This window comes from Pseudonocardia sp. KRD291, from assembly GCF_019263595.1.
Taxonomy (GTDB): Bacteria; Actinomycetota; Actinomycetes; order Mycobacteriales; family Pseudonocardiaceae; genus Pseudonocardia.
Genome location: NZ_JADQDD010000006.1, coordinates 1 through 19,870, shown reverse-complemented (window position 1 = coordinate 19,870; position 19,870 = coordinate 1). Strand labels below are relative to the sequence as shown.

The window sequence follows — 19,870 nt, the reverse complement described above, 5'->3', positions numbered from 1 at the left end:
GACTCTCACCCTTCCGATCGGGACAGGACCCGCCGCTGCAGGACCGCCGGGCCACCGAGTACACGGGCGGTCAGCAGTGCCCGCCGCAGGTGCAGATGTGCGGGGAACTCCCAGGTGATCGCAATCCCGCCGAAGACCTGGACCGCCGCTTCGATCACCTCGACCGCGACCTCCGAGGCGTAGGCCTTCGCGACGAGCGCGGCCTCCTCGGCCTCGCGGCGGTCGTGGTCGGCGTCGAACAGCCAGCTCGCGTACACCAGCGAGCTGCGCATGGCCTCCACCTGCACGAAGGCCCGGGCACAGAGGTGCTGGACCGCCTGGAAGGTGCCGATCGGCTTGCCGAACTGGACGCGGGTGCCGGCGTAGGCGACGGCGTCGTCGAGGATACCGGAGGCCGTGCCGAGCAGGTCGGCCGTGAGGACCAGGTGGGCGAAGGTGATGACACGCGACGCCGTGGCCGCCTCGACCGCGGTCAGGGTCCGCGACGAACCGGTGGCGAGCAGGGTCCGCGAGATGTCCGCCTGCGCGATCTCGGATCCCGTCGCGTAGGCCACCACGGAACCGTCGACCACCGCGAGGGCTCGAGCCGCCCCCGCTGCGTCCCACACGACCGCGTCTCCCGGCTCGGCCCACGACTCCAGGTCGGCGCGCAACGCGACGGTGGCGGCGTCCCCGGTGTCCGGCGCTCCGGTGGCGGCAAGGAGCTCGGCCGCGATCGTCGTACCGGCCAGGCCCGCACCACACGTCGAGCGGGCGAGCTCCTCGACGACGATCCCGGCCTGCGTCGCCGTCGCGAGCGGGGCGCCGTCCTCGTCCCGCGAACGCAGCTCGAGGAGGCCGGCATCGGCCAGTGCCGCGCGACACCGGAGATGGTCGCCGGCCTCGGACGACCCGGACCGGCATCGCTCGGCGATGGCACCGGCGGTACTGCGCAGCAGCGAGTCCTCGTCGGAGCCGTCGAGGCTCCCCCGGTGCGGAGCCGTGCTCATCGGGTCCACCACTCCTTCGGCCTGGCCGCGCTCCGGTCGAGCCCGTCGGCGGCGATCGGGTTACCCACCTGCGTGTACATCAGGGCCGTGGCCAGTGCCTGCGTCCGCCCCAGGTCGCGCGACTGCCACAGCGCCTTCACCGTGCCCTCGATCGCGGCGGCGGGAGACCTGGCCATCGCCGTCGCGAGCTGCAGCGCACGGGCGCGCAGCTCTTCCCGGGCCACGACCTCCGTCACCAGCCCGGTGGCCAGCGCGCGCTCGGCGGACATCCGTTCCGACAACCCGAGAAGGGCCATCCGGGCGACGTCGGAGAAGTTCATGCGGTAGGACAGCGCGACCGGCTCCAGCGCCGCGACCATGCCGTAGGAGACGTGCGGATCGAAGAACGTCGCCCCCGGCTCGCAGATGACGATGTCGCAGTCCGCGATCCAGTAGAATGCCCCGCCGGCGCACATGCCGTGCACCGCGGCGACGACCGGCTTCCACACCGCGTTGCGCTTCGGACTCAGCTCGTGCCCGGGATCCTCGCGCTCGGCGAACGGGGCCGCGCGGTCGAGCCAGGGGCTCTCCTGGTCGGACATCCGCTCGGTGACGTCGAGGCCGGTGGAGAAGGCCCGCTCACCGGCGGCCTGCAGGACGACCGAACGGACCGACCGGTCGGTCCGGACCGCGGCCCAGAGCCTCGCGAAGTCCGCGCGCATGGCCTCGTTGAACGAGTTGAGGACGTCCGGGCGGTTCAGCGTGACGACGAGGACCCCCTCGGGTGCCCGATCGACGAGGATCGTCGCGTAGCCGGTCGTGGACGTGGCGTCGGTGCTCACGACCCGAACCCTAGCTTAGAGTTGTTATCTTTACTAGTATAAGACGTCCACGACCTAGGAGTACCGCTGATGTCGCGTCCCGCCGACCTGTTCTCCCTCGAAGGCCGATCGGTTCTGCTGACCGGTGCGACCGCCGGCCTGGGGCGCAGGTTCGCACTGACACTGGCCGCCGCGGGCGCCCGGGTGGCCGTCGTCGGGCGGCGGAAGGACCTCCTGGAGGAGCTGTGCAGGGAGGCTCCGGGCTGCGTGCCCGTGCCGGCCGATCTGGCCGAGCCGGGGAACACCGCCGACGTCGTGGCGCGCGCGGTGTCCGAACTCGGCGAGATCGACGTCCTGGTCAACAACGCCGCCTACATCGCGGGCGGCGTCCGGGCCGAGGACGAGACACCCGAGCAGATCACGATGACGCTGAACGTCAATCTCGTCTCCCCCATCCGCATGACCCAGGAGCTGTTCCCGGCCTGGAAGGCGCGCGGCGCGGGGGTGGTCGTCAACGTGACCTCGATCGTCGCCCGGGCCGGGATCGCCCGCTTCCCGCAGGCCACCTACGCGGCGTCCAAGGGCGGTCTGGAGTCGATCAGCCGCGAGTGGGCCGCGCAGTGGGCCCGGCACGGGATCCGGATCAACTGCCTGGTGCCGGGGTTCTTCGAGAGCGAGATGACCAGCGAGGTCATCCACCACGAGAAGGTGCAGTCCTGGATCCTGGGCAACACCTTGATCCCGCGACACGGGCAGGTCCAGGACTTCGACGGGGCCCTGCTGTACCTGGCCGGCGACGCCAGCGCCTACGTGACCGGACAGACCCTGGTCGTCGACGGCGGCTGGACCGCGCACTAACCCGAGTGGACGGGGCCCCGACGGGCCGGGAGCGACCTCTCAGGAACCCGTCCACCTCGGCGGACGCTTCTCCGCGAACGCCGTGAGCCCCTCGGTGAAGTCGTTCGTCCGCGAGACGACTCGACCGGCCTCGCGCGATCTGGCCCACCCCTCGCTCTCGTCGGCCCAGGTGCCCTCGAGCATCACCGACCGCGACAGCTGGACCGCGACCGGAGCGTTCACGGTGATCCGCTCGGCGAGTGCCGTCGCGCCCTCCAGAGCCTTGCCCTCCGCCGTCACCTCGTTGACCAGCCCGAGCTCGGCCGCCCGCGTCGCCGGGTAGGAGTCGCCGGTCAACGCCCATTCCATCGCGATCGCGAACGGGATCCGCCGACCCAGCCGGAACAACCCACCACCGGCGGCGACCAGCGACCGGCGTACCTCCGGAATGCCGAACGTCGCGGTCTCGGACGCGACGACCAGGTCGCAGGCCAGCAGGATCTCGGTCCCCCCGGCGAGCGCAGGACCGTCCACCGCGGCGATCAGCGGCTTGGTCCGTTCCCGTCGGACCAGACCGGCGAACCCGCCCTTCTCGGTCCACAGGGACTTCACGTTGCCCCGGGCGACCTCTTTGAGGTCGGCTCCGGAGCAGAACACCGGCGGCGTCCCGGTCAGGATCGTCACCCAGAGCTCGTCGCGGGCCTCGACGTCGTCGATGGCCTCCTCGATCCTCTCGGCGACCTCCTGGTTGACCGCGTTGCGGGCTTCCGGCCGGTCGATCGTGATGACGGCGATGTGGCGTTCGGCGTCGGGCTCGTAGCGGACGACGGGCATGCAGACCTCCTCGGAACGGGCGACGACCCGGGTGGACGTCGTGGCGAAGTTACGCGACCAGAACGGCTCATCAGTGTAAAGTTAAACAGGAATCATCACACGACGACCCGACAGCAGACGTGGACGCGCCGACGGACGGGACCAGGCATGACGGGGAGCACGGACCTCAGGCGACACACACGCGTGCAGCCGCGCCTGGCCGAACTCGTCGCGAGCGAACTGCGCGAGCAGATCCTCAACGGCGAGCACCCGAGCGGGCTCCTCCCGAAGCAGGACGACCTCGTGACGAGGTTCGGCGTCAGCGCGCCTCCGCTGCGCGAGGCGCTGCGGATCCTCGAGGGCGAGGGCCTGATCACCGTCCGACGGGGCAAGGCCGGCGGGGCACTGATCCACATGCCGGACGGGGGGTCGGTCTCGCACGCCGTCGGGATGGCCCTGCAGGGCGACCGGGTGCACCTGCACGACCTCGGCGCCTCGATTCTGGTGATCGAGCCGACGTGCGCCGCCAGCTGCGCGCTGAGCGAGATCGCCCGCGCTGCGCTGCGCCCCCTGGTGGAGGTCAACCTGCGGCAGACCGCGGAGGCGATCGGGGACGGCCCCGCGTTCACCGGCCGGGCACGGCAGTTCCACGACCTCGTGGTGGCCCAGACGCCGAACGCCACGACGCGGATCCTGGTGCGGAGCCTGGTCACGGTCTGGTCGGCGCAGGAGGAGACGTGGGCGCACGAGTCCACCAGCCAGGGCAGGTACCCGACCAGACCGCTGCAGAAGAAAGCCCTCGACGCACACCGACGGATCGCCGAAAAGATCCTCGACGGCGACGCCGAGTCGGCCGAACGCGCCGCGAGGACTCATCTGGCGGCCACGCACCAAGCCGTGCTGGCCCAGTTCGGGGACCGGATCGTCGATGCCTCGTCCGCCCGCGCGGTCCGGGGCCTGCGGGAGGAGACCGCACGACGCTCCCATGTCCCCCGGCCGCACTCCGGATCCGGGACGCGGGCGACCGTCACGCGGCTCACGGCGCGCTGATCGCGCCGCTACCGTCGCGGGACGGACAGCGCCGAGCGCAGCTCGCGCCGCAGGAGCTTTCCGGTCTCGCTGTAGGGCAGCGCGCTGCGGAACTCGATGACGGCCGGGGTGCGCGAGGAGCGCAGCCGCTCGCGCACGAACGCCCGCAGCTGCTCGGGGTCGAGGTCCCGACCGTCACTCGCCACCACGAACGCGGCGACGGTCTCCCCCCACTCCTCGTCGGGCACCCCCACGACCGCGACCTCCTCGACGCCAGGGTGCTGCAGGAGCACGTCCTCGATCTCGCCGGGGCTGAGGTTCTCCCCGCCGCGGACGATGACATCGTCGGCCCGGCCGTCGACGAACAGGTACCCGTCGCGGTCGAGATGGCCGTGGTCGTGGGTACGGAACCAACCGCCGGAGTCCTTGACGTCGGCGCCCTCGTACTCACCGGAGATCTGCTCGCCGCGCACGACGATCTCGCCGACGGCCCCGGCCTCCAGCTCCCGACCGTCCGGATCGTGGATCTGCAGCTCGACGCCGGGCAGCGCGCGCCCGACCGATCCCAGCCGCGCGGCGACGGCGGGGTCGTCGCTGCAGACGGAGGTCCGGTGGTCCTCCGGGCCGAGCAGTGCGACGGTCGAGCTGGTCTCGGTCAGGCCGTACGCGTTCACGAACCCGACCTCGGGCAGGAGCTCCAGCGCACGCCGGACGACCGGCAGCGGCATCCGGCCGCCCCCGTAGGAGAGGTGCCGCAGGTGCGGTAGCCGGACTCCCGTCCGCTCGATGACGTCGAGGATCCGTCCGAGCATGGTCGGCACGATCATCGCGTGGGTGACGGACTCGGCCCGCGCGAGCTCGACCCAGCGCTGCGGGTCGAACTGCGCGAGGTAGACGAGGCGGCGTCCGGAGTAGATGTTCGACAGCACCGATGCCATGCCCGCGATGTGGTAGGGCGGGACGCTGACCAGCGCTGCCTCGTCCTCGTCCGCGCTCATGAACTCCGTGGTGGACACGACGTAGGACGTGAGGTTGCGGTGTCGCAGCAGCACCGTCTTCGGCGCACCGCTGGTGCCGCTGGTGAACAACGCGATCGCGACGCCGTCGGTGTCGTCGGCGCCGCCGGGGTCACCGGCCGGTTCCGCCGTCGCCTCGGCGAGGAGCTCGTCCACGGAGCAGAGCTCCAGGCCGGGCACGTCCGCGATGCGCGGCGCCGTCCGCTCGTCGGCGACGACGACCGCGGGGCTGCACCTGCTCATCGCGTCGACCAGCCGGTCGTCGGCGAGCCGGTAGTTGACCGCGGTGAAGGTCGCTCCCGCCATCGCGCTACCGAACAACAGGGCGGGGATCGCGTCGCTGTTCTCGGCGGCCAGCACGAGTCGCGCGGCGCCCCGCCCGGCGAGGGCGCGGGCGATCCGCGCCCCCGTGTCCCTGACCTGCGCATAGCTGGCGCCCGAGGTGGCCGGACCGACTGCGACCCGGTCTCCGAAGGTGTCGGCTGTCATGTCGAGCAGCAGGGTCAGGTTCACGGTGACGCGCTCCAGGACGGATCGGACGGGGACGGGTCGTTATCGGGTCAGCGACTGGTTCGCGGAACCGACCAGGCCGTCGCCGTGGAGGCCGGTGAACGGGACGTCGGTCATGGTCTGCAGCAGCCGTGACCGGGTCTGGGACAACCCCCAGGGCAGCCGCCGGATCGGCTGGCTGTACCGCGAGAGCCAGCTCAGGTCGACCTCGTCGCAGAAGCCCACCGCACCGTGCATCTGGTGTGAGGTGCGGAAGACCGTCTCCGCGACCTCGAGTGCCGCCACCCGGCACGCGAGGACGTCGACGGCGGCACCGGGCTGCTGCGACAGCACCGACCACAGGGTGTACTTGGTCAGCTCCTCGAAGGCCTGGAACGACGTCGTGGTGTCGGCCAGGCGGAACTGCAGGGCCTGGAACGAGGCGATCGGCTGGTCGAACTGCCTGCGGTCGAGCATGTGCCGGCGAGTCACCGCGAGGGCGGTCTCCAGCATCCCGAGCAGCGTCCAGCAGGGCAGCAGCAACGCCAGCCGCGCGGACCCGTCGGGCTCGGACTCCCCCAGCTCCACCTCGCTGACCAGGGCACCCAGCTTGGTCCCCAACGCCGGACCCACCGAGACCACCGGTGCGCGGGAGCCGACCCCGTCGGAGACGGCCCAGCGCAGGTCCGGGACCACGCCGACCAGGTTGACCCGCGCCGGGCCGGTGGCCACCGCGATCGCGTCGAACCCCTCGTCGGGGTCGGCGGCCAGGCGCTCCGCGACCGGGTAGGGCAGCGCCACCCGCCCGGCCGCCCGGCACACGGCCGCGGCCATCTCACCGTCGCCGGGCGAGGTTCGCGGACGCAGGTCCCACACGTCGAGCTGGCCCAGCACCGCGGTGACGTCCGCGACGCCGGCGCCGGCCTCGGCGGCTCTGGCCAGGTCCACCCCGCCCAGCCTGCGCAGGGCGGTGTCCATGACGCGCTCGAGCTCGAGCGCGTCCTCGGTCAGCTGTGTCTTCATCGCACCGTCTCTACTTCGTCTTCAGCAGCGACCGGGACAGCAGCAGCCGCTGCACCTCGATGCTTCCGGAGGCGACCGTGGCCGCCTGGGCGTAGCGCCAGTGGTCGTCGACGGCGCGGGCGAACAGGTCGGCGGGATCGGAGGCTCCCACCGCCCGTTCCTCGACCATGTCCATCAGGACCTCCGCGACCTCCTGGTCGGTCTGCGTCGCCGCGATGCGGTACGCCGCGGTGTCGGCCGGGTCGACCGTGCCGGTCTCGACGAGGTCGATCACGCGGTAGGCCAGCAGCCGAGCCTCGCGGACCCGGATGAGCGCGGTCACCCAGCGCTGCTTGAGCTCGTCGGGCAGGGTGGCCCAGCGGTCACCGAGCGCGGCGGGCGCGGCGTTGAGCAGGCGGTCGCAGCGGGCGTAGCGGGCGATGCCGACCCGCTCGAAGGCGAGTGCCTCGCGCACGATCGACCAGCCCGCGTCGACCTCGCCGAGGACGTCGGCCTGCGTGACCGGGACGCCCTCGAAGAAGACCTCGTTGAGATGGTGCGGCCCGACCATCGCATCGATCGGCACGACCTTGATGCCGGGACGGTCCATCGGCACCAGGAAGATGGTGATCCCCTTGTGCTTCGCCGCGTCCCGGTTGGTCCGCGTCAGCAGGAAACACCAGTCCGCCATCGTCGCGTAGGACGTCCAGACCTTCTGCCCGTCGATCCGCCACCCGTCGCCGTCCGGGACGGCGGCTGTACGCAGCGATGCGAGGTCGGAACCGGCCTCGGGTTCGGAGAACCCCTGGCACCAGATGACCGTCCCGGCGGCGATCCGGCCGAGGTGCTCGGCCTTCTGCTGCTCGGTACCGAACCGCATGAGTGCGGGACCGACCCAGTTGACGCCCATGTACTGGGCACCACGTGGCTCGAAGTGCGCCCACATCTCCTCACGGACGACCGTCTGCTCCCACGGGGTCGCGTCGTAGCCACCGAACTCGGCCGGCCACGCCGGGGTCAGCTGCCCCTTCTCCGCCAGGGTCCGGCAGAACGACTGCGCGAGCTCGAGATCCTGGGGATTCTTCGTGAAGGCGCCCAGGAACGTCGGCGGTACGTGCTCACGCACCAGCGCCCGCAGCTCTTCCCGCAGCGCAGCGCTGCGCTCGGAGTCCGAGAACTCCACCCTCACACCTCCGTCGTCGACGCCCACATGCACGGCTGCTCCTAAGCAGCCTGACACAGAGACGTAATCTTTACAAGTATTGATGCTATTCGGTCAGGCGATGACGAATCCCGCGTCGACCGGGAGAGTCACGCCGGTGACCGACCGCGACCGGTCGGAGGCCAGCCACAGCACCGCGTCGGAGATGTCCTGGGCGTCGACGCGGCCCCGGTGCATCGCGTCGGAGAACCCGCCCGCGACCCGCTTGACGTTGACCTCGACCCAGGCCCTCATCGCGGGGTTGTCGACCATCGGTGTGGCGACCGCGGTGGGATGGATCGTGTTGACCCGCACTCCGGCCGGGCCGAGGTCGTTCGCATAGGCGCGCATCAGACCGACCAGGCCGTGTTTGGTCGTGGTGTAGGCGTCGGACCGGACGTCGCCGCGCGACATCCCCTTCAACCCGGAGGTCGAGCTGATGATGATGATCGACCCGCCGCGGCCACCGTCCACGACCGCGGACCGGGTGGCCTGCAGCGTGTTCCAGGTGCCGGTGAGGTTGATGGCCACGTAGTCGGCCCAGATCTCGTCGATCGTCGCCGTCTCGGACTCGGGCAGCCCCTGCGCGACCCCGGCGTTCGCGACGACCACGTCGAGCCGCCCGAAGGTCGCCATCGCCTCGTCGACCGCAGCGACCAGCTCGTGGCGGTGCCGCACGTCGGCGACGCGGGTGAGGCAGCGGCCGCCGGCCTTCTCGACCAGCCGGGCGGTCTCCGCGAGGTCCTCCTCGGTGGCCAGGGCGTAGGGCACGGTCGGGATCGGGGCGCACACGTCCACCGCGACGATCGCGGCCCCCGCCTCGGCCAGCGTGACCGCGTGCGAACGCCCCTGACCGCGCCCCGCACCGGTGATGAACGCGACCCGGTCCTGCAGGTCGAGCCGTGCAACCTCCGCCATGTCCCGGACCTCTCCTGTCGACTCATTAATATTTACAAAGATTGTGTAGATGGTAGGATCGGCGCCCGGCCCCGTCAACGACGTACGGGAGCAGGGGACCTCCGGCCCCGAGGAGGAGACGTGCGCAGTACCCACGACGAGGTCGACGTCACCGTGGTGGTCACCCGGCGGGTCGAGGCCGCCGACGGCGTCACGGTCGTCGACCTCCGGGCGGTCGACGGAGCGCCGCTGCCGGTGTGGGAGCCGGGCGCACACATCGACCTGATGCTCGCCCCCGAACTGGCCCGGCAGTACTCGCTCTGCGGCGACCCGGACGAGCCCGGCACGTGGCGGATCGGTGTCCTGCTCGAGGCGGACGGTCGCGGCGGTTCGCGGTTCGTGCACGACAAGCTGCACGTCGGGGCCGAGGTCGTGGCGCGCGGCCCGCGCAACCACTTCGAGCTCGAACCCGCACCCCGCTACGTCTTCGTCGCCGGTGGCATCGGCATCACCCCGGTGATACCGATGATCGGCCGGGCCGAGAGGGCGGGAGCCGGGTGGACGTTGCTCTACGGCGGCCGCACGACGACGAGCATGGCGTTCCGCGAGGAGCTGCTCCTGCTCGGAGGCGACCGGGTGACCGTCGCACCGCAGGACACCCACGGCCTGCTGGACCTGCCCTCGGTGCTGGCCGAGCCGCGCGAGGACACGCTGGTCTACGCATGCGGGCCGGAGCCGTTGCTCGACGCGGTCACCGAGCTGACGCGGTCCTGGCCGCCGGGCTCCCTGCGCCTGGAGCGGTTCACGCCGAAGTCGCTCGACGAGCCGGCCGACGAGCAGTCGTTCGAGGTCGAGCTCGCCCGGTCCGGGATGACCCTTGTCGTCCCTGCGGGCCGGTCGATCCTCGACGTCGCGACCGACGCCGGTGTCGACGCGCCGTCGTCGTGCGGTGAGGGCACGTGCGGGACCTGCGAGACGGTGGTCGTCTCCGGTGTCGTGGACCATCGCGACTCCCTGCTCACGCCGGCGGAGCAGGAGGCGGGCGAGACGATGATGATCTGTGTCTCGCGAGCCGCCGGTCCGGGCCTCCGGATCGATCTCTGAGAGCGCGCCCCGGACCGCCACGACACCCCTGGCGAACGGACGAGACCGGTTCGGTGATGGCGCCGAACCGTATGAAGGAGATGCGGTGGGAGTCCCGGAAGATCGTGACGAGCAGTCGGCCGGCCAGGTCGTCGTCATCGGTGTCGGCCAGCTCCGCAACAACCGCGAGAAGGAGCCGGCCAGAGCGCTCGAGCCGCTCGAGCTGATCCGGAGCGCGGTCGCCGGCGCCGCGGACGACGCCGGGATCGCGGTCTCCGCGTTGTCGGCCGTCGACGCGGTCGGCGTCGTGCAGGTCGTCTCGTGGAGCTACGACGACCTCGCCGGCTCCGTCGCCGCCGCGATCGGCGCCCCGGGCGCCGCGACCCACGTGTCGGAGGCGGGCGGCCACCAGCCCGTCGCGGTGCTCACCCGGTTGGCCGGTGCGATCGCCGCGGGCGAGTCCGAGCTCGCCGTCGTCTGCGGAGGCGAGGCCCAATCCTCCCTGGAGCTGCTCGGCGCCGCGAAGGAGCCCGCGCGCGCCGAGGGGTGGAGCCACTCCCCGGGCGGCCCCGGCGGGTTCTCCCGCGCGACCGGGGGCACCGAGCGGATGTGGGACCTGGGACTGGTCGGCCCGACCCGGATCTACCCGCTGTGGGAGAACCGGCTGCGCCACGACCTCGGCCAGAGCTTCGCCGAGTCGCAGGCCTGGTCGGCGTCGATGTACGCCGGGTTCAGCGAGGTCGCCGCGGCGAACGAGGCGGCATGGAACCGGGAACCGGTCAGCGCCGACCAGGTCTCCGGGACCGGACCGAAGAACCGGATGATCTGCTTTCCGTACCCGCTGCGGATGAACGCCCTCAACCGCGTCGACCAGGGTGCGGCGCTGATCCTGGCCAGCCCCGCGGCCGCGGACCGGCTCGGGGTCGCGCCGCAACAGCGGGTGTACCTGCATGCGGCGGCCCTCGACGAGGACTGCGAGGACGTCCTGGAGCGCGACTCCTACGGCGGCTCCGCCGGGCTCGGACGCAGCCTCGACGCCGCGCTCGAGCAGGCCGGGACGACCGCCGACGAGCTCGACGTCGTGGACCTCTACAGCTGTTTCCCGGTCGTTCCGAAGCTGGGGGCGCTGCACCTGGGGCTGGACCGCGACGCCGCGCTGTCGGCGACCGGAGGCCTGACCTCGTTCGGCGGGGCACACAACAACTACTCGGCGCACGCCCTGGTCGCGGTGGTCCGCAGGCTGCGGGGGTCGGGAGGCACGGGGCTGGTGTACGCCAACGGCGAGTACCTCACCAAGCACGCCTCCGTGGTCCTGGGCCAGGAGCCCGCACCCGAGGGCTTCCGGTGGTCCTCGGCGGCCGCCCCGGAACACGGCCCGGTCACCGTCGACGACGCCTACGTCGGGCCTCTGGAGATCGAGACGTACACCGTCGAGTTCGACCGCGAGGGCGAGCCCGCCCGCGGTTACGTCATCGGCCGATCGCCTCGGGGAGACCGGGTGGGAGTCCGTGTCTCCCGCTCGGACACCTCGACGCTCGAGGCTCTCGTCGACCCCGGCGGCGACCCCGTCGGACGGACCGGATCGGTCGTGGCCGAGAACGACCGCAGGCTGTTCACCCTCGCGCGGGGCTGAGCGCCGCGCCCGCGCTCCCCGGTCAGCCGCGCGGGCGGACCGGGAGTGCGGAGAACCCGTTGTTGACCCCCACGAGCGCGTACCGGCGGACCCGCTCGTGGACGACGGCGAAGCCGGGCATCCGCGCGAGGAGGGCCTCCACGGCGACGCGCAGCTCCATGTGCGCCAGCCAGATCCCCAGGCAGTAGTGGGTGCCGACACCGAACGACAGGTGCAGCCCGCCGCGGCGGTCCAGCTGCACCTCGGTGGCGGCGGGGAACCGGTCCTCGTCGCGGTTGGCCGAGCAGATCAGCGCCGCCACCCGGTCCCCGGCATGGATGTGGACGTCCCCGAAGTCCTGGTCGGTGACCGCGGTGCGCGCCACCAGCGGGGTGACGGCGGCGAGCCTCGTCAGCTCGCCGACGGCGTCCGGGATGCGCCCCGGCTCCGCGATCAGCCGTTCGCGCAGGTCGGGATGGGTGTCGAGGTGCACGAGGATGTTGTCCATGGACGCGGCGGTGGTGCGGACGCCGCCCAGGATCATCGAGAGGGCGAGGTTGACCGTCTCGTCCTCGGTCAGGCCGGATGCCGGGTCGACCATGCGCGAGAGGAGGTCGTCGCGCGGCTCGGCGGTCCGGCGGCGCACGACCCCGCGCACCAGCTCCGACGCGTCGGCGAACTGCCGCGACGTCGACGAGGCGAGCGCGTCCCGGTCGCCGCCGGCCTCGGGGTCGATCGCGAAGGCGTCCTCGAGCATGAGGATGAACTTCTCCGGGTCCTCGACCTCGTCCAGCCCGACGAACTCGAAGATCGTCGCCACGGTCAGGCGGAAGCTGTAGGCGTGGGCGAAGTCGAACTCGTCCTGCCCGACGAGGTCGTCGAGCAGGCGCTCGGCCACCCGGCGGGCGATCGGTGCGACGTTCTGCTCGATGTTGCGCTTGGCGAAGACCGCACGCAGTGGCGCGCGCAGCCGGTCGTGGGCCGGGCCGTCCAGGCTGCCGGGCAGGATGGCGGGCGCGTGCGGCGCCGTCGGGATGAGCTTGCCGCCGCGCAGCCCGTCGGCGCTCTTCTCGACGGTGAAGCTCTCCGTGTCGCTGAGGACCCGCCGGGCGTTCTCGTAGGTCGAGGCGACCCAGTACCCGCCGTGGGCCTGCGTGTACCCCATCGGGCAGGTCGTGCGCAGCCGCGCGAACTTCTCGTCCGCGTCCTGCCCGAACTCGGAGAGATGGTGGTCGAAGTCGATCTGCGGCCGTTCGGGGGTCGGCATCATGTCGTCCTTTCCGGCCGTGTCAGGCCGACATCTCGCTGACGGGGGCTGCGAGACGCACGACCCCTCCGTCCACCAGTGGCTCGAGCGCTGCGGCGTCGTAGCCGAGCTCGGCCAGCACCTCCCGGCTGTGCTCGCCCAGGTCCGGCACGCTCTCGCCCTCCGGTGCAGCTCCGAGGCTCCAGAAGCCCGCGACCAGGTCGATCGCGCCGAAGCCGCGGGTCCGCAGGCAACGGCTCAGCCCCAGCTCACGGTGCACCGGGGACTCCATGAACGCGTCGAGCTGGTCGAGCCCGACGGACGTGGCGGCGACGCCGGCGTCCTCCAGGTCCGTCAACGTCTCCTGCACCGACCGCACGGAGAGTGCCTCCGCCGGTCGCCCGGCGTCCGGACCGAGCAGCTCCCGGAAGGCGCGGGTCTGCTCCTGGTCGCCGGCGTCGACGAGGATCCAGCCGTCGGCGAGCTGGTAGAGACGGTGCGTGTCGTCGAGGCCGGTCTGGTCGGCGGAGAGCACCGGGTAGGGGGTCACGGTGCGGGCGGGCAGTGCGACCGCCACCTCCGACGCCGCGTTGATGCCGACGGCGAGCAGGGACGTCGCGGCCTCACCCGGCGTCCCCGTGGTCGCGCGCCGGTGCAGCCCCAGCAGCGCGCCCAACGCGCCGGCCAGCCCGGCCTGCACGTCGAACACCGAGTTGCGCAGCCAGGTCGGGGTTCGGCCTACGCCGGCGTTGGCGTGCTCCCACCCGGTCATCGCCTGCGCGGTCGGGTCGTAGCCCGGGAACGTCGCCATCGGGCCGCGCGGGCCGTAGGCGCTGACGTGGCTGAACACGATGTCGGGGTTGGTCGCCGCCAGACCGGGCCCGTCGAGTCCCAGCCGCGCGGCCGGACCGAGGCGCATGTTGTGCAGGACGACGTCGCTGGAACGGACCAGCCGCTCCAGCACCTCGCGGGCCACGGGGGCCTTCAGGTCGATCGCCAGCGAGCGCTTGGCCCGATGGCAGCCCGCGAACTGGGTCAGCCCGCGGCCGCGGTCGCCGGCGAGCGGCTCGACCTTCACCACGTCGGCGCCGAGGTCACCCAGGCACTGCGCGCCGAAGGGCCCGGCCACCACCGATCCGAAGTCGAGGACCCGCAGCCCCGCGAGCGGACGCGGGTCACCGGTCGGCGGGGACACGTACCCCGCGGGCTCGCGCGCCGTCCAGCCGGCCAGCACCTCGTCCACCGTGCTGGTACCGAGGACCGGCGCCGGGACCCGTGCGGCCGGTGTGGTCGCGACCGGGGCGGCGGCCTGCAGCGCCGGGCCGATCACCGGGTCGTCGACCTCGACGACGTAGTCGTTGCCGAGCGCCTGCTCGTCGGTGAAGCACTCGCCGAGCTCGTGCACGAGCACGCACGGCACGTCGGCATCGTTGAGGGCGTCGAGCCACCACCGGCTCGAGCGCGCCCGGAACACCGCGTCCCAGGTCTCCCAGTTCTGCGGTGTCACCCCGACCTCGGAGAGATCGACGAGGTCGGCCAGTGCGAGCGCCTCCAGCACCGGGGGCGACTCGATCCATCCGCCGACCGCGCCGGCGAGCTGGACGTAGCGGCCATCGGAGCACCCGAAGATGCTCAGGGCGGCGTCGGGCCAGATCTTCGGCAGCGTGTGCCGGGTCAGCGACGGGGGCAGGCGCTCCCACCGCTGCCAGTACAGCGCGGCCGGCGCGAGACCGCCCTGGAAGACGCTGGTGGCGACGGGCAGGACCACGCCGTGCCGGGCCCGCTGGACCAGCCGCGCGACGATCCCGGTGGCGAGCAGGTAGCCGGCACACCAGCTCGGGAACGGCATCCGGATGTAGACCGGGCCGTCGCGGTGGCCCTGCTGCTCGTCCATGAACCCCTGCGCGGCCTGCACCATGGCGTCGGAGGCACCGAGGTCCTGGAGGGGGTGTCCGGCCGGGTAGGACGGCACCGTTGCGACCAGCACGTCGGGCAGGCGCGTCGCGACCGAGTCGGGGTCGAGCCCGAGCGCGCGGGCCCGCGCGTGGGGAAGGTCGTGGGCCAGCACGTCGGCACGTCCCAGGAGGTTCTCCAGGGCGTCGCGGCCGTCCTGCGTGTCGAGGTCGAGGATCACCGAACGCTTGCTGCGGTTCCAGGTGGCGAACCCCGCGGGCCGCTCGTCCCGTGCCGGGTCGCCCCCGGGCGGCTCGACCTTGACCACGTCCGCACCGGCCTCGGCCAGCACGCGGGTGGCGAACGGGCCGGCCAGGCCGGTCGTCAGGTCGACGATGCGGACGCCGTCGAGCGGGAGGGCCGTGACCTCGGCGGAGGCCGTCACGCCGGCCGCCCACCGGTGGAAGCCGCGGAGTCGAGCTCGGCCAGTGCCGTGCGGGCCCAGTCGTAGTCGGCCTTGCCGTTCTCGTGGCGTCGGAGCGCGGGCACGTACGCGAGCGCCTTCGGCAGCTTGTACCCGGCGAGCCGGTCCGCGCACCGCGCACGGACGTCGTCGCGGGTGAGCTCGGCGCCCGACGCGACGAGGAGCGCGACGACCTCGTTGCCCCACCGTTCGCTCGGTCGGCCGAGGACCAGGGCGTCGTCGATCTCGGGCAGGGACCGCAGCACGTTCTCGACCTCCTCACCGTAGACCTTCTCGCCACCGGAGTTGATCACGGTCGACTCGCGGCCGAGGAAACGGATCTCCCCGGAGTCGTCGACGCTCGCCCGGTCGCCCGAGACCGAGACGCGGCGACCCTCGACGACCCGGAACGTCGCGGCGGTCCGTTCCTCGTCGTTGAGGTAGCCGCGCGGCAGCTCGCCGGAGTTCGACAGCCATCCGGTCCCGGGCTTGTCCGCTCCCAGCAGCGACGTGTGGTCGTCGCTGACGACGTAGGTGCCCGGTCCGGCCCGGAAGCCGGTCTGGGTGCTGCTGGTCTGCAGTGCCTGCGGGCCGGTCTCGGAGGAGCCGAGCGTGTTGACCAGCGTGAGTCCCGGGAAGAAGTGGTCGAGCTCCGACCACGCCGACGGGGACAGCGCCGCACCGCTGGAGAACACGTAGGACATGCTCGTCGGCGGCTCGACTCCGGCCCGCAGGGCCCGCAGCAGCGGCTGCGCGAACGGGTCGCCGATGATCGCCATCCAGGTGACCTTCTCGGCGCGGCACAGGGCGAGCGCACGGTCGGGGTCGAAGCTGGTGTCCTCGCCGAGCACGAGCGTGCCGCCACGCGACCACGCCCCGTAGGAGAACCAGGCCGCGGCGCCGTGCATCAGCGGCGGGGCGGGGAAGGCGCGGAGCCAGCCCCGCCGGGGCGCGTCGCGGCCGGCGGCCTCCAGGGACTCGACCCTGATACCGGTGGGGCTCCCGGCCAGCTCGCGCAGTCGCCAGATCACGCCCTTGGGCATGCCGGTGGTGCCCCCGGTGTAGAGCACGTGCACGTCGTCGGGCGACGGGACCACCGGTTCGGCCGGAGGTGTCGCGGCCGCGAGAGCTTCCTCGTAGGGCACCGAGCCGGGAAGCGGTTCGGCGCCGGAGGCGTCCTCGACGTGCACGAGGGCCGGCCGGAGGTCCGGCACCAGAGCCAGCGCCTGGGCCAGCACCGGGCCGAACTCCCGGTGGTGGATCACCGCCGACGGCCGGGCGTCCCGAAGCAGGTACGCGAGCTCGTCGGCCCGGTAGCGGTGGTTGACGTTGAACGGCGCGCACCGGGCCCGGTAGCTGCCGATACTGCCCTCGAGGTACTCCGGGCTGTTGCGCAGCAGCAGCCCGACCAGGTCGTTGGGTGAGAGCCACTCCTGCGTCACACCGGGCCGGGCCCCGAAGCCCCGCCCCGTCAGGAACCAGCCCAGCCGCGTCGTCCGGTCCTGCACCTGGGCCCACGTGGACCGGCGCTCTCCCTGGACGATGCACTCCCGCTCCGGGACGGCGTCGGCGACGGCGTCCCAGAGCTGGAGCAGACCGAACGGCCTGACGTCGTCGACGGCCGAGTCGGTGTCGCGCTGGGTCATCTGTTCCTCTCCGCGATGAGGGCAGCTCAGGACACGGGCTGCGGGTCGAACGCGATCCGCACGTCCTCGATGGCCCAGGTCAGCCCGAGGTTCTCCTTGGGCGTGCATCCGTCCTGGAGCCGGAACGAGGGGATGCGCCGGTGCAGCTCCTCGAAGGCGACCTTCAGCTCGAGCCGGGCGAGGTGCACGCCGACGCACCGGTGCGCGCCGAGGCTGAAGCTCAGGTGTGGCTTCGCCTCCCGGTCGAACTTCACCTCGTCGGGCTCCGGGTAGTACTTCGGGTCGCGGTTGGCCGCGGCGAGCGGGCAGAAGACACGCTCGCCCTCGGGCAGCTCCAGGTCCCCCACCGTCGCCGCCTCCTGGGCCACGTTGCGCGTCGGCATGGCGGGCGAGGTCCAGCGCACCAGCTCCTCGATGGCCGGCGCGAGCGCGTCGGGTGTGGCGAACATGGCCTCCCACAGGTCCTGGTGGTCGGCCAGGTAGGCCATGCTCTGCCCGATCACGCTCTGCACCGTGTCCAGGCCGGCCATCATCATCAGGATGAACAGGTCGGACAGGTCGCTGTCGGAGATCTTCTGCCCGTCGAAGTCCGCGTTCACGATCGTCGTGGTGATGTCCTCGCGCGGGTTCGCGCGACGGTCCTCGACGATGCCCTGGATGTAGGCGCGCGACTCCTCACTGGCCTTGATCCGCACGGCCAGCGTCTCCTCCTCGGTGCCGCCGGGAACGCCGTGCAGGAACGCCTCGACCCACTCGTTCATCCGGTCGGCGTCCTCGAGCGGCCAGCCCATGATCGACAGGAACACCGTGCCGGGGAACGGGAACGCGAACTGCGGGATCACGTCGCATGTCCCGGACTCGACGAACGCGTCGACCAGGCCGACGGCGACCTCGCGGATCTGCTCCTCCATCTGCCCGACCCGGGCCGGGGAGAACAACGGGTCGAGCAGCTTGCGGTACTGGGCGTGGACCGGGCCGTCGAGCTCGATCGGGATCTGGGCCTTCTGCCCGAAGGCGACCTTCCCGTCCGGGATGTTGGGAAAGCTGACGAACCCACGGTTGTTGCGGCGCAGGACGCTGCTGATGTCGTCGTAGGTCGTCGCGACCCAGAAGCCACCCTTCTCGGAGAACGAGACCGGGCACTTCTCCCGCCGGTCGGCGATGTCGTCGAGCTGGTCCTGGATCGTGCCGCTCGGGTAGACCTCGTAGTCCCGGCGGCGCTCGTCCTTGAGCTCCGCGAGTGTCTTGTCGGTCATGACGGACTTCCCTTCCCGGCTGTGGTGGCGAGGGCGATGGCCCCTTCGGGGCAGGCGTTGACGATCGAGTTCGGATCACGGGTCGGCTCACCGTCGACCGTGTCCCGCACGACCGCGTAGCCCATGTCGTCGGCGTCGAACGACTCCGGCGCCAGTGCGTAGCAGCGGCCGTGACCGGCGCACAGCTCGGAGTCGAGCGTGAACGGTGGCGGCTGGTCGCTCATCCGTTGAAGTCGCCCTTGCGGGCGTTCTCGTTGAGGTTCTCCCGCCAGTCGTCCCCGAACGGGATCGCCACGGTGGCCAGGGTGCCGCCGTCGGTGGTGGGCAGGCAGACACCGGACATGTACATCGACTCGTCCGAGGCCAGGAACAGCGCCGGGTAGGCGTTGTCGAGGATCCGCGGCGGACGGGGCAGCTTGAGCGGGATCGGCGAGTGCTCGGGGATCCACTCCCCACCCATCTCCTCGTGCGACTTCTCCAGAACCGGGGCGTCGCCGGGCAGGATGAAGTTGGCCGATCCCCCGTGCGTCGGGCAGATAGCGTTGATGCGGATGCCGTAGCGGCCGATCTCCCAGGCCGCACAGATGCGCACCATCGCGTTGATGCCGCCCTTGGCCGCACCGTACTGCGGGAAGCCCGGGTAGCCGACCAGCGAGGCGGCCGACGACGTGCAGATGATCGAGCTGCCCGCCGGGCCGTCCGGGTTGTTCTTCATGGCGCGCACGGCGTGCTTCACGGCGAAGAAGACACCCTTGAGGACGACGTCGTTCGTCTCGTCCCACTCGGCCTCGCTGATGTCCTCGAACGCCGTCAGCCCGAAGCCCTTGGCCGGGATGCCCGCGTTGGCGAACATCACGTCGAGCTTGCCGTAGGTGTCGACGGCGGCCGCAACGGCGGCCTCGACCTCGGCCTCGACCGTCACGTCGGCCTTGACCGCGATCGCCTCGCCGCCGTCACCGTGCACCAGGTCGAGCGTCTGCTTCGCCCGATCCTCGGAGACGTCGGTGACGACGACCCTGGCGCCCTCCTGGGCGAAGAGGCGGGAGGCGGCGCGCCCCAGCCCGGATCCGGCGCCGGTGATCACCACGACCTTGTGTGCCAAACGCATGTTCGTTCCTCCTGTGCGGCTGCCGCGCCCCGCCCGCGAGGGGACCCGTGTGCCGACGGTCACGTCCGGCGAGTCTCACATATGGGCGTTATCCTTGCAAGCTTTAAACAGATGAGATCAACAGCTGCGGTTCGCTCTCGAAGCCGGCGCTCAGTCCGAGGACGGCAGGTTCTTGGCCTTCTTGATCTCCAACACGTCGTCGCCGACCCGCAACGACCCCGCCCCGGCCTTGGTGCAGAGCAGCTCCATGCCCGACGCCGGGTGCACGTAGCGCTTCCCGACGACGGCGCCCGGGCCGTCCTTCCCCACCTCGGTCGTGGTCTCGGCCGGGAGCGGGCCCATCGGCGTCGAGCCGCAGGTCAGCTCCACCTCCGCATCGGGCGCCCGCACGACGATGACCTCCGCCGTGCATGCCGTACTCCCCAGGCGTGTTCCGGTGGACGGTTTCATCAGATCTCTCTCCGTTGTCTGTGCCGGCGCCGTCTGCGTG

General features: G+C 71.8%; 18 protein-coding genes. 4 read left to right on the top strand and 14 right to left on the bottom strand.

What is annotated here, in order from left to right:
- Window positions 1-5: 5 nt before the first annotated feature.
- On the bottom strand, window positions 6-989 hold the full coding sequence (locus I4I78_RS02125; RefSeq protein WP_218609450.1) for an acyl-CoA dehydrogenase family protein: 984 nt from the start codon (window positions 987-989) through the stop codon (window positions 6-8).
- The gene (locus I4I78_RS02120; protein ID WP_218609449.1) at window positions 986-1,810 is read right to left on the bottom strand and encodes an enoyl-CoA hydratase/isomerase family protein; all 825 of its coding nucleotides are present in this window, start codon (window positions 1,808-1,810) and stop codon (window positions 986-988) included. The genes I4I78_RS02125 and I4I78_RS02120 overlap by 4 nt, the downstream gene beginning before the upstream one ends.
- A 69-nt stretch (window positions 1,811-1,879) precedes the next feature.
- Between I4I78_RS02120 and I4I78_RS02115 the strand changes: the two genes are divergently transcribed.
- Window positions 1,880-2,647, top strand: coding sequence for an SDR family NAD(P)-dependent oxidoreductase (locus I4I78_RS02115; protein WP_218609448.1), 768 nt, complete (start codon window positions 1,880-1,882; stop codon window positions 2,645-2,647).
- Between the two features lie 39 nt (window positions 2,648-2,686).
- Here I4I78_RS02115 and I4I78_RS02110 read toward each other — a convergent pair whose 3' ends face one another.
- Complete coding sequence (locus tag I4I78_RS02110; RefSeq protein ID WP_218609447.1) at window positions 2,687-3,460, bottom strand: crotonase/enoyl-CoA hydratase family protein; 774 nt, start codon at window positions 3,458-3,460, stop codon at window positions 2,687-2,689.
- 147 nt (window positions 3,461-3,607) lie between these two features.
- Here I4I78_RS02110 and I4I78_RS02105 point away from each other — a divergent pair, with 147 nt between their 5' ends.
- Window positions 3,608-4,489 carry a FadR/GntR family transcriptional regulator gene (locus I4I78_RS02105; RefSeq protein ID WP_218609446.1) on the top strand — a complete coding sequence of 294 codons (882 nt, stop codon included), beginning with the start codon at window positions 3,608-3,610 and terminating at the stop codon, window positions 4,487-4,489.
- 8 nt (window positions 4,490-4,497) lie between these two features.
- Here the strand turns inward: I4I78_RS02105 and I4I78_RS02100 are convergent, their stop codons facing one another.
- From I4I78_RS02100 to I4I78_RS02085, 4 genes are all read right to left on the bottom strand, one after another.
- Window positions 4,498-5,997: a class I adenylate-forming enzyme family protein gene (locus I4I78_RS02100; protein WP_218609445.1), complete on the bottom strand. Its 1,500-nt coding sequence runs from the start codon at window positions 5,995-5,997 to the stop codon at window positions 4,498-4,500.
- A gap of 39 nt (window positions 5,998-6,036) precedes the next feature.
- Window positions 6,037-6,996: an acyl-CoA dehydrogenase family protein gene (locus tag I4I78_RS02095; protein WP_218609444.1), complete on the bottom strand. Its 960-nt coding sequence runs from the start codon at window positions 6,994-6,996 to the stop codon at window positions 6,037-6,039.
- 10 nt (window positions 6,997-7,006) lie between these two features.
- Window positions 7,007-8,158, bottom strand: a complete 1,152-nt coding sequence (locus I4I78_RS02090; protein ID WP_218609443.1) for an acyl-CoA dehydrogenase family protein — start codon at window positions 8,156-8,158, stop codon at window positions 7,007-7,009.
- A 93-nt stretch (window positions 8,159-8,251) separates the two neighbouring features.
- Entirely contained in the window at window positions 8,252-9,094 is an 843-nt protein-coding gene (locus I4I78_RS02085) for a mycofactocin-coupled SDR family oxidoreductase (RefSeq protein WP_218609442.1), read from the bottom strand.
- 120 nt (window positions 9,095-9,214) lie between these two features.
- On the opposite strand from I4I78_RS02085, the gene I4I78_RS02080 reads away from it, so the two are divergent.
- Complete coding sequence (locus tag I4I78_RS02080; RefSeq protein WP_218609441.1) at window positions 9,215-10,177, top strand: PDR/VanB family oxidoreductase; 963 nt, start codon at window positions 9,215-9,217, stop codon at window positions 10,175-10,177.
- 85 nt (window positions 10,178-10,262) lie between these two features.
- Window positions 10,263-11,789: an acetyl-CoA acetyltransferase gene (locus I4I78_RS33640; RefSeq protein ID WP_218609440.1), complete on the top strand. Its 1,527-nt coding sequence runs from the start codon at window positions 10,263-10,265 to the stop codon at window positions 11,787-11,789.
- 22 nt (window positions 11,790-11,811) lie between these two features.
- On the opposite strand, the gene I4I78_RS02070 is transcribed toward I4I78_RS33640, so the two are convergent.
- From I4I78_RS02070 to I4I78_RS02040, 7 genes are all read right to left on the bottom strand, one after another.
- Window positions 11,812-13,035, bottom strand: coding sequence for a cytochrome P450 (locus I4I78_RS02070; protein ID WP_218609439.1), 1,224 nt, complete (start codon window positions 13,033-13,035; stop codon window positions 11,812-11,814).
- 22 nt (window positions 13,036-13,057) lie between these two features.
- Window positions 13,058-15,352 carry a CoA transferase gene (locus I4I78_RS02065; protein ID WP_218609438.1) on the bottom strand — a complete coding sequence of 765 codons (2,295 nt, stop codon included), beginning with the start codon at window positions 15,350-15,352 and terminating at the stop codon, window positions 13,058-13,060.
- On the bottom strand, window positions 15,349-17,016 hold the full coding sequence (locus I4I78_RS02060; protein WP_218609437.1) for an AMP-binding protein: 1,668 nt from the start codon (window positions 17,014-17,016) through the stop codon (window positions 15,349-15,351). The genes I4I78_RS02065 and I4I78_RS02060 overlap by 4 nt, the downstream gene beginning before the upstream one ends.
- A 26-nt stretch (window positions 17,017-17,042) precedes the next feature.
- Window positions 17,043-18,272 (bottom strand): cytochrome P450, encoded by a 1,230-nt coding sequence (locus tag I4I78_RS02055; RefSeq protein ID WP_218609436.1) that lies wholly within the window; start codon window positions 18,270-18,272, stop codon window positions 17,043-17,045.
- Entirely contained in the window at window positions 18,269-18,496 is a 228-nt protein-coding gene (locus I4I78_RS02050; protein WP_218609435.1) for a ferredoxin, read from the bottom strand. Before I4I78_RS02050 ends, I4I78_RS02055 begins: the two co-directional genes overlap by 4 nt.
- Window positions 18,493-19,380, bottom strand: a complete 888-nt coding sequence (locus I4I78_RS02045; RefSeq protein WP_218609434.1) for an SDR family NAD(P)-dependent oxidoreductase — start codon at window positions 19,378-19,380, stop codon at window positions 18,493-18,495. Before I4I78_RS02045 ends, I4I78_RS02050 begins: the two co-directional genes overlap by 4 nt.
- Window positions 19,381-19,530: 150 nt before the next feature.
- On the bottom strand, window positions 19,531-19,770 hold the full coding sequence (locus tag I4I78_RS02040) for a hypothetical protein (RefSeq protein WP_218609433.1): 240 nt from the start codon (window positions 19,768-19,770) through the stop codon (window positions 19,531-19,533).
- Window positions 19,771-19,870 lie beyond the last annotated feature (100 nt).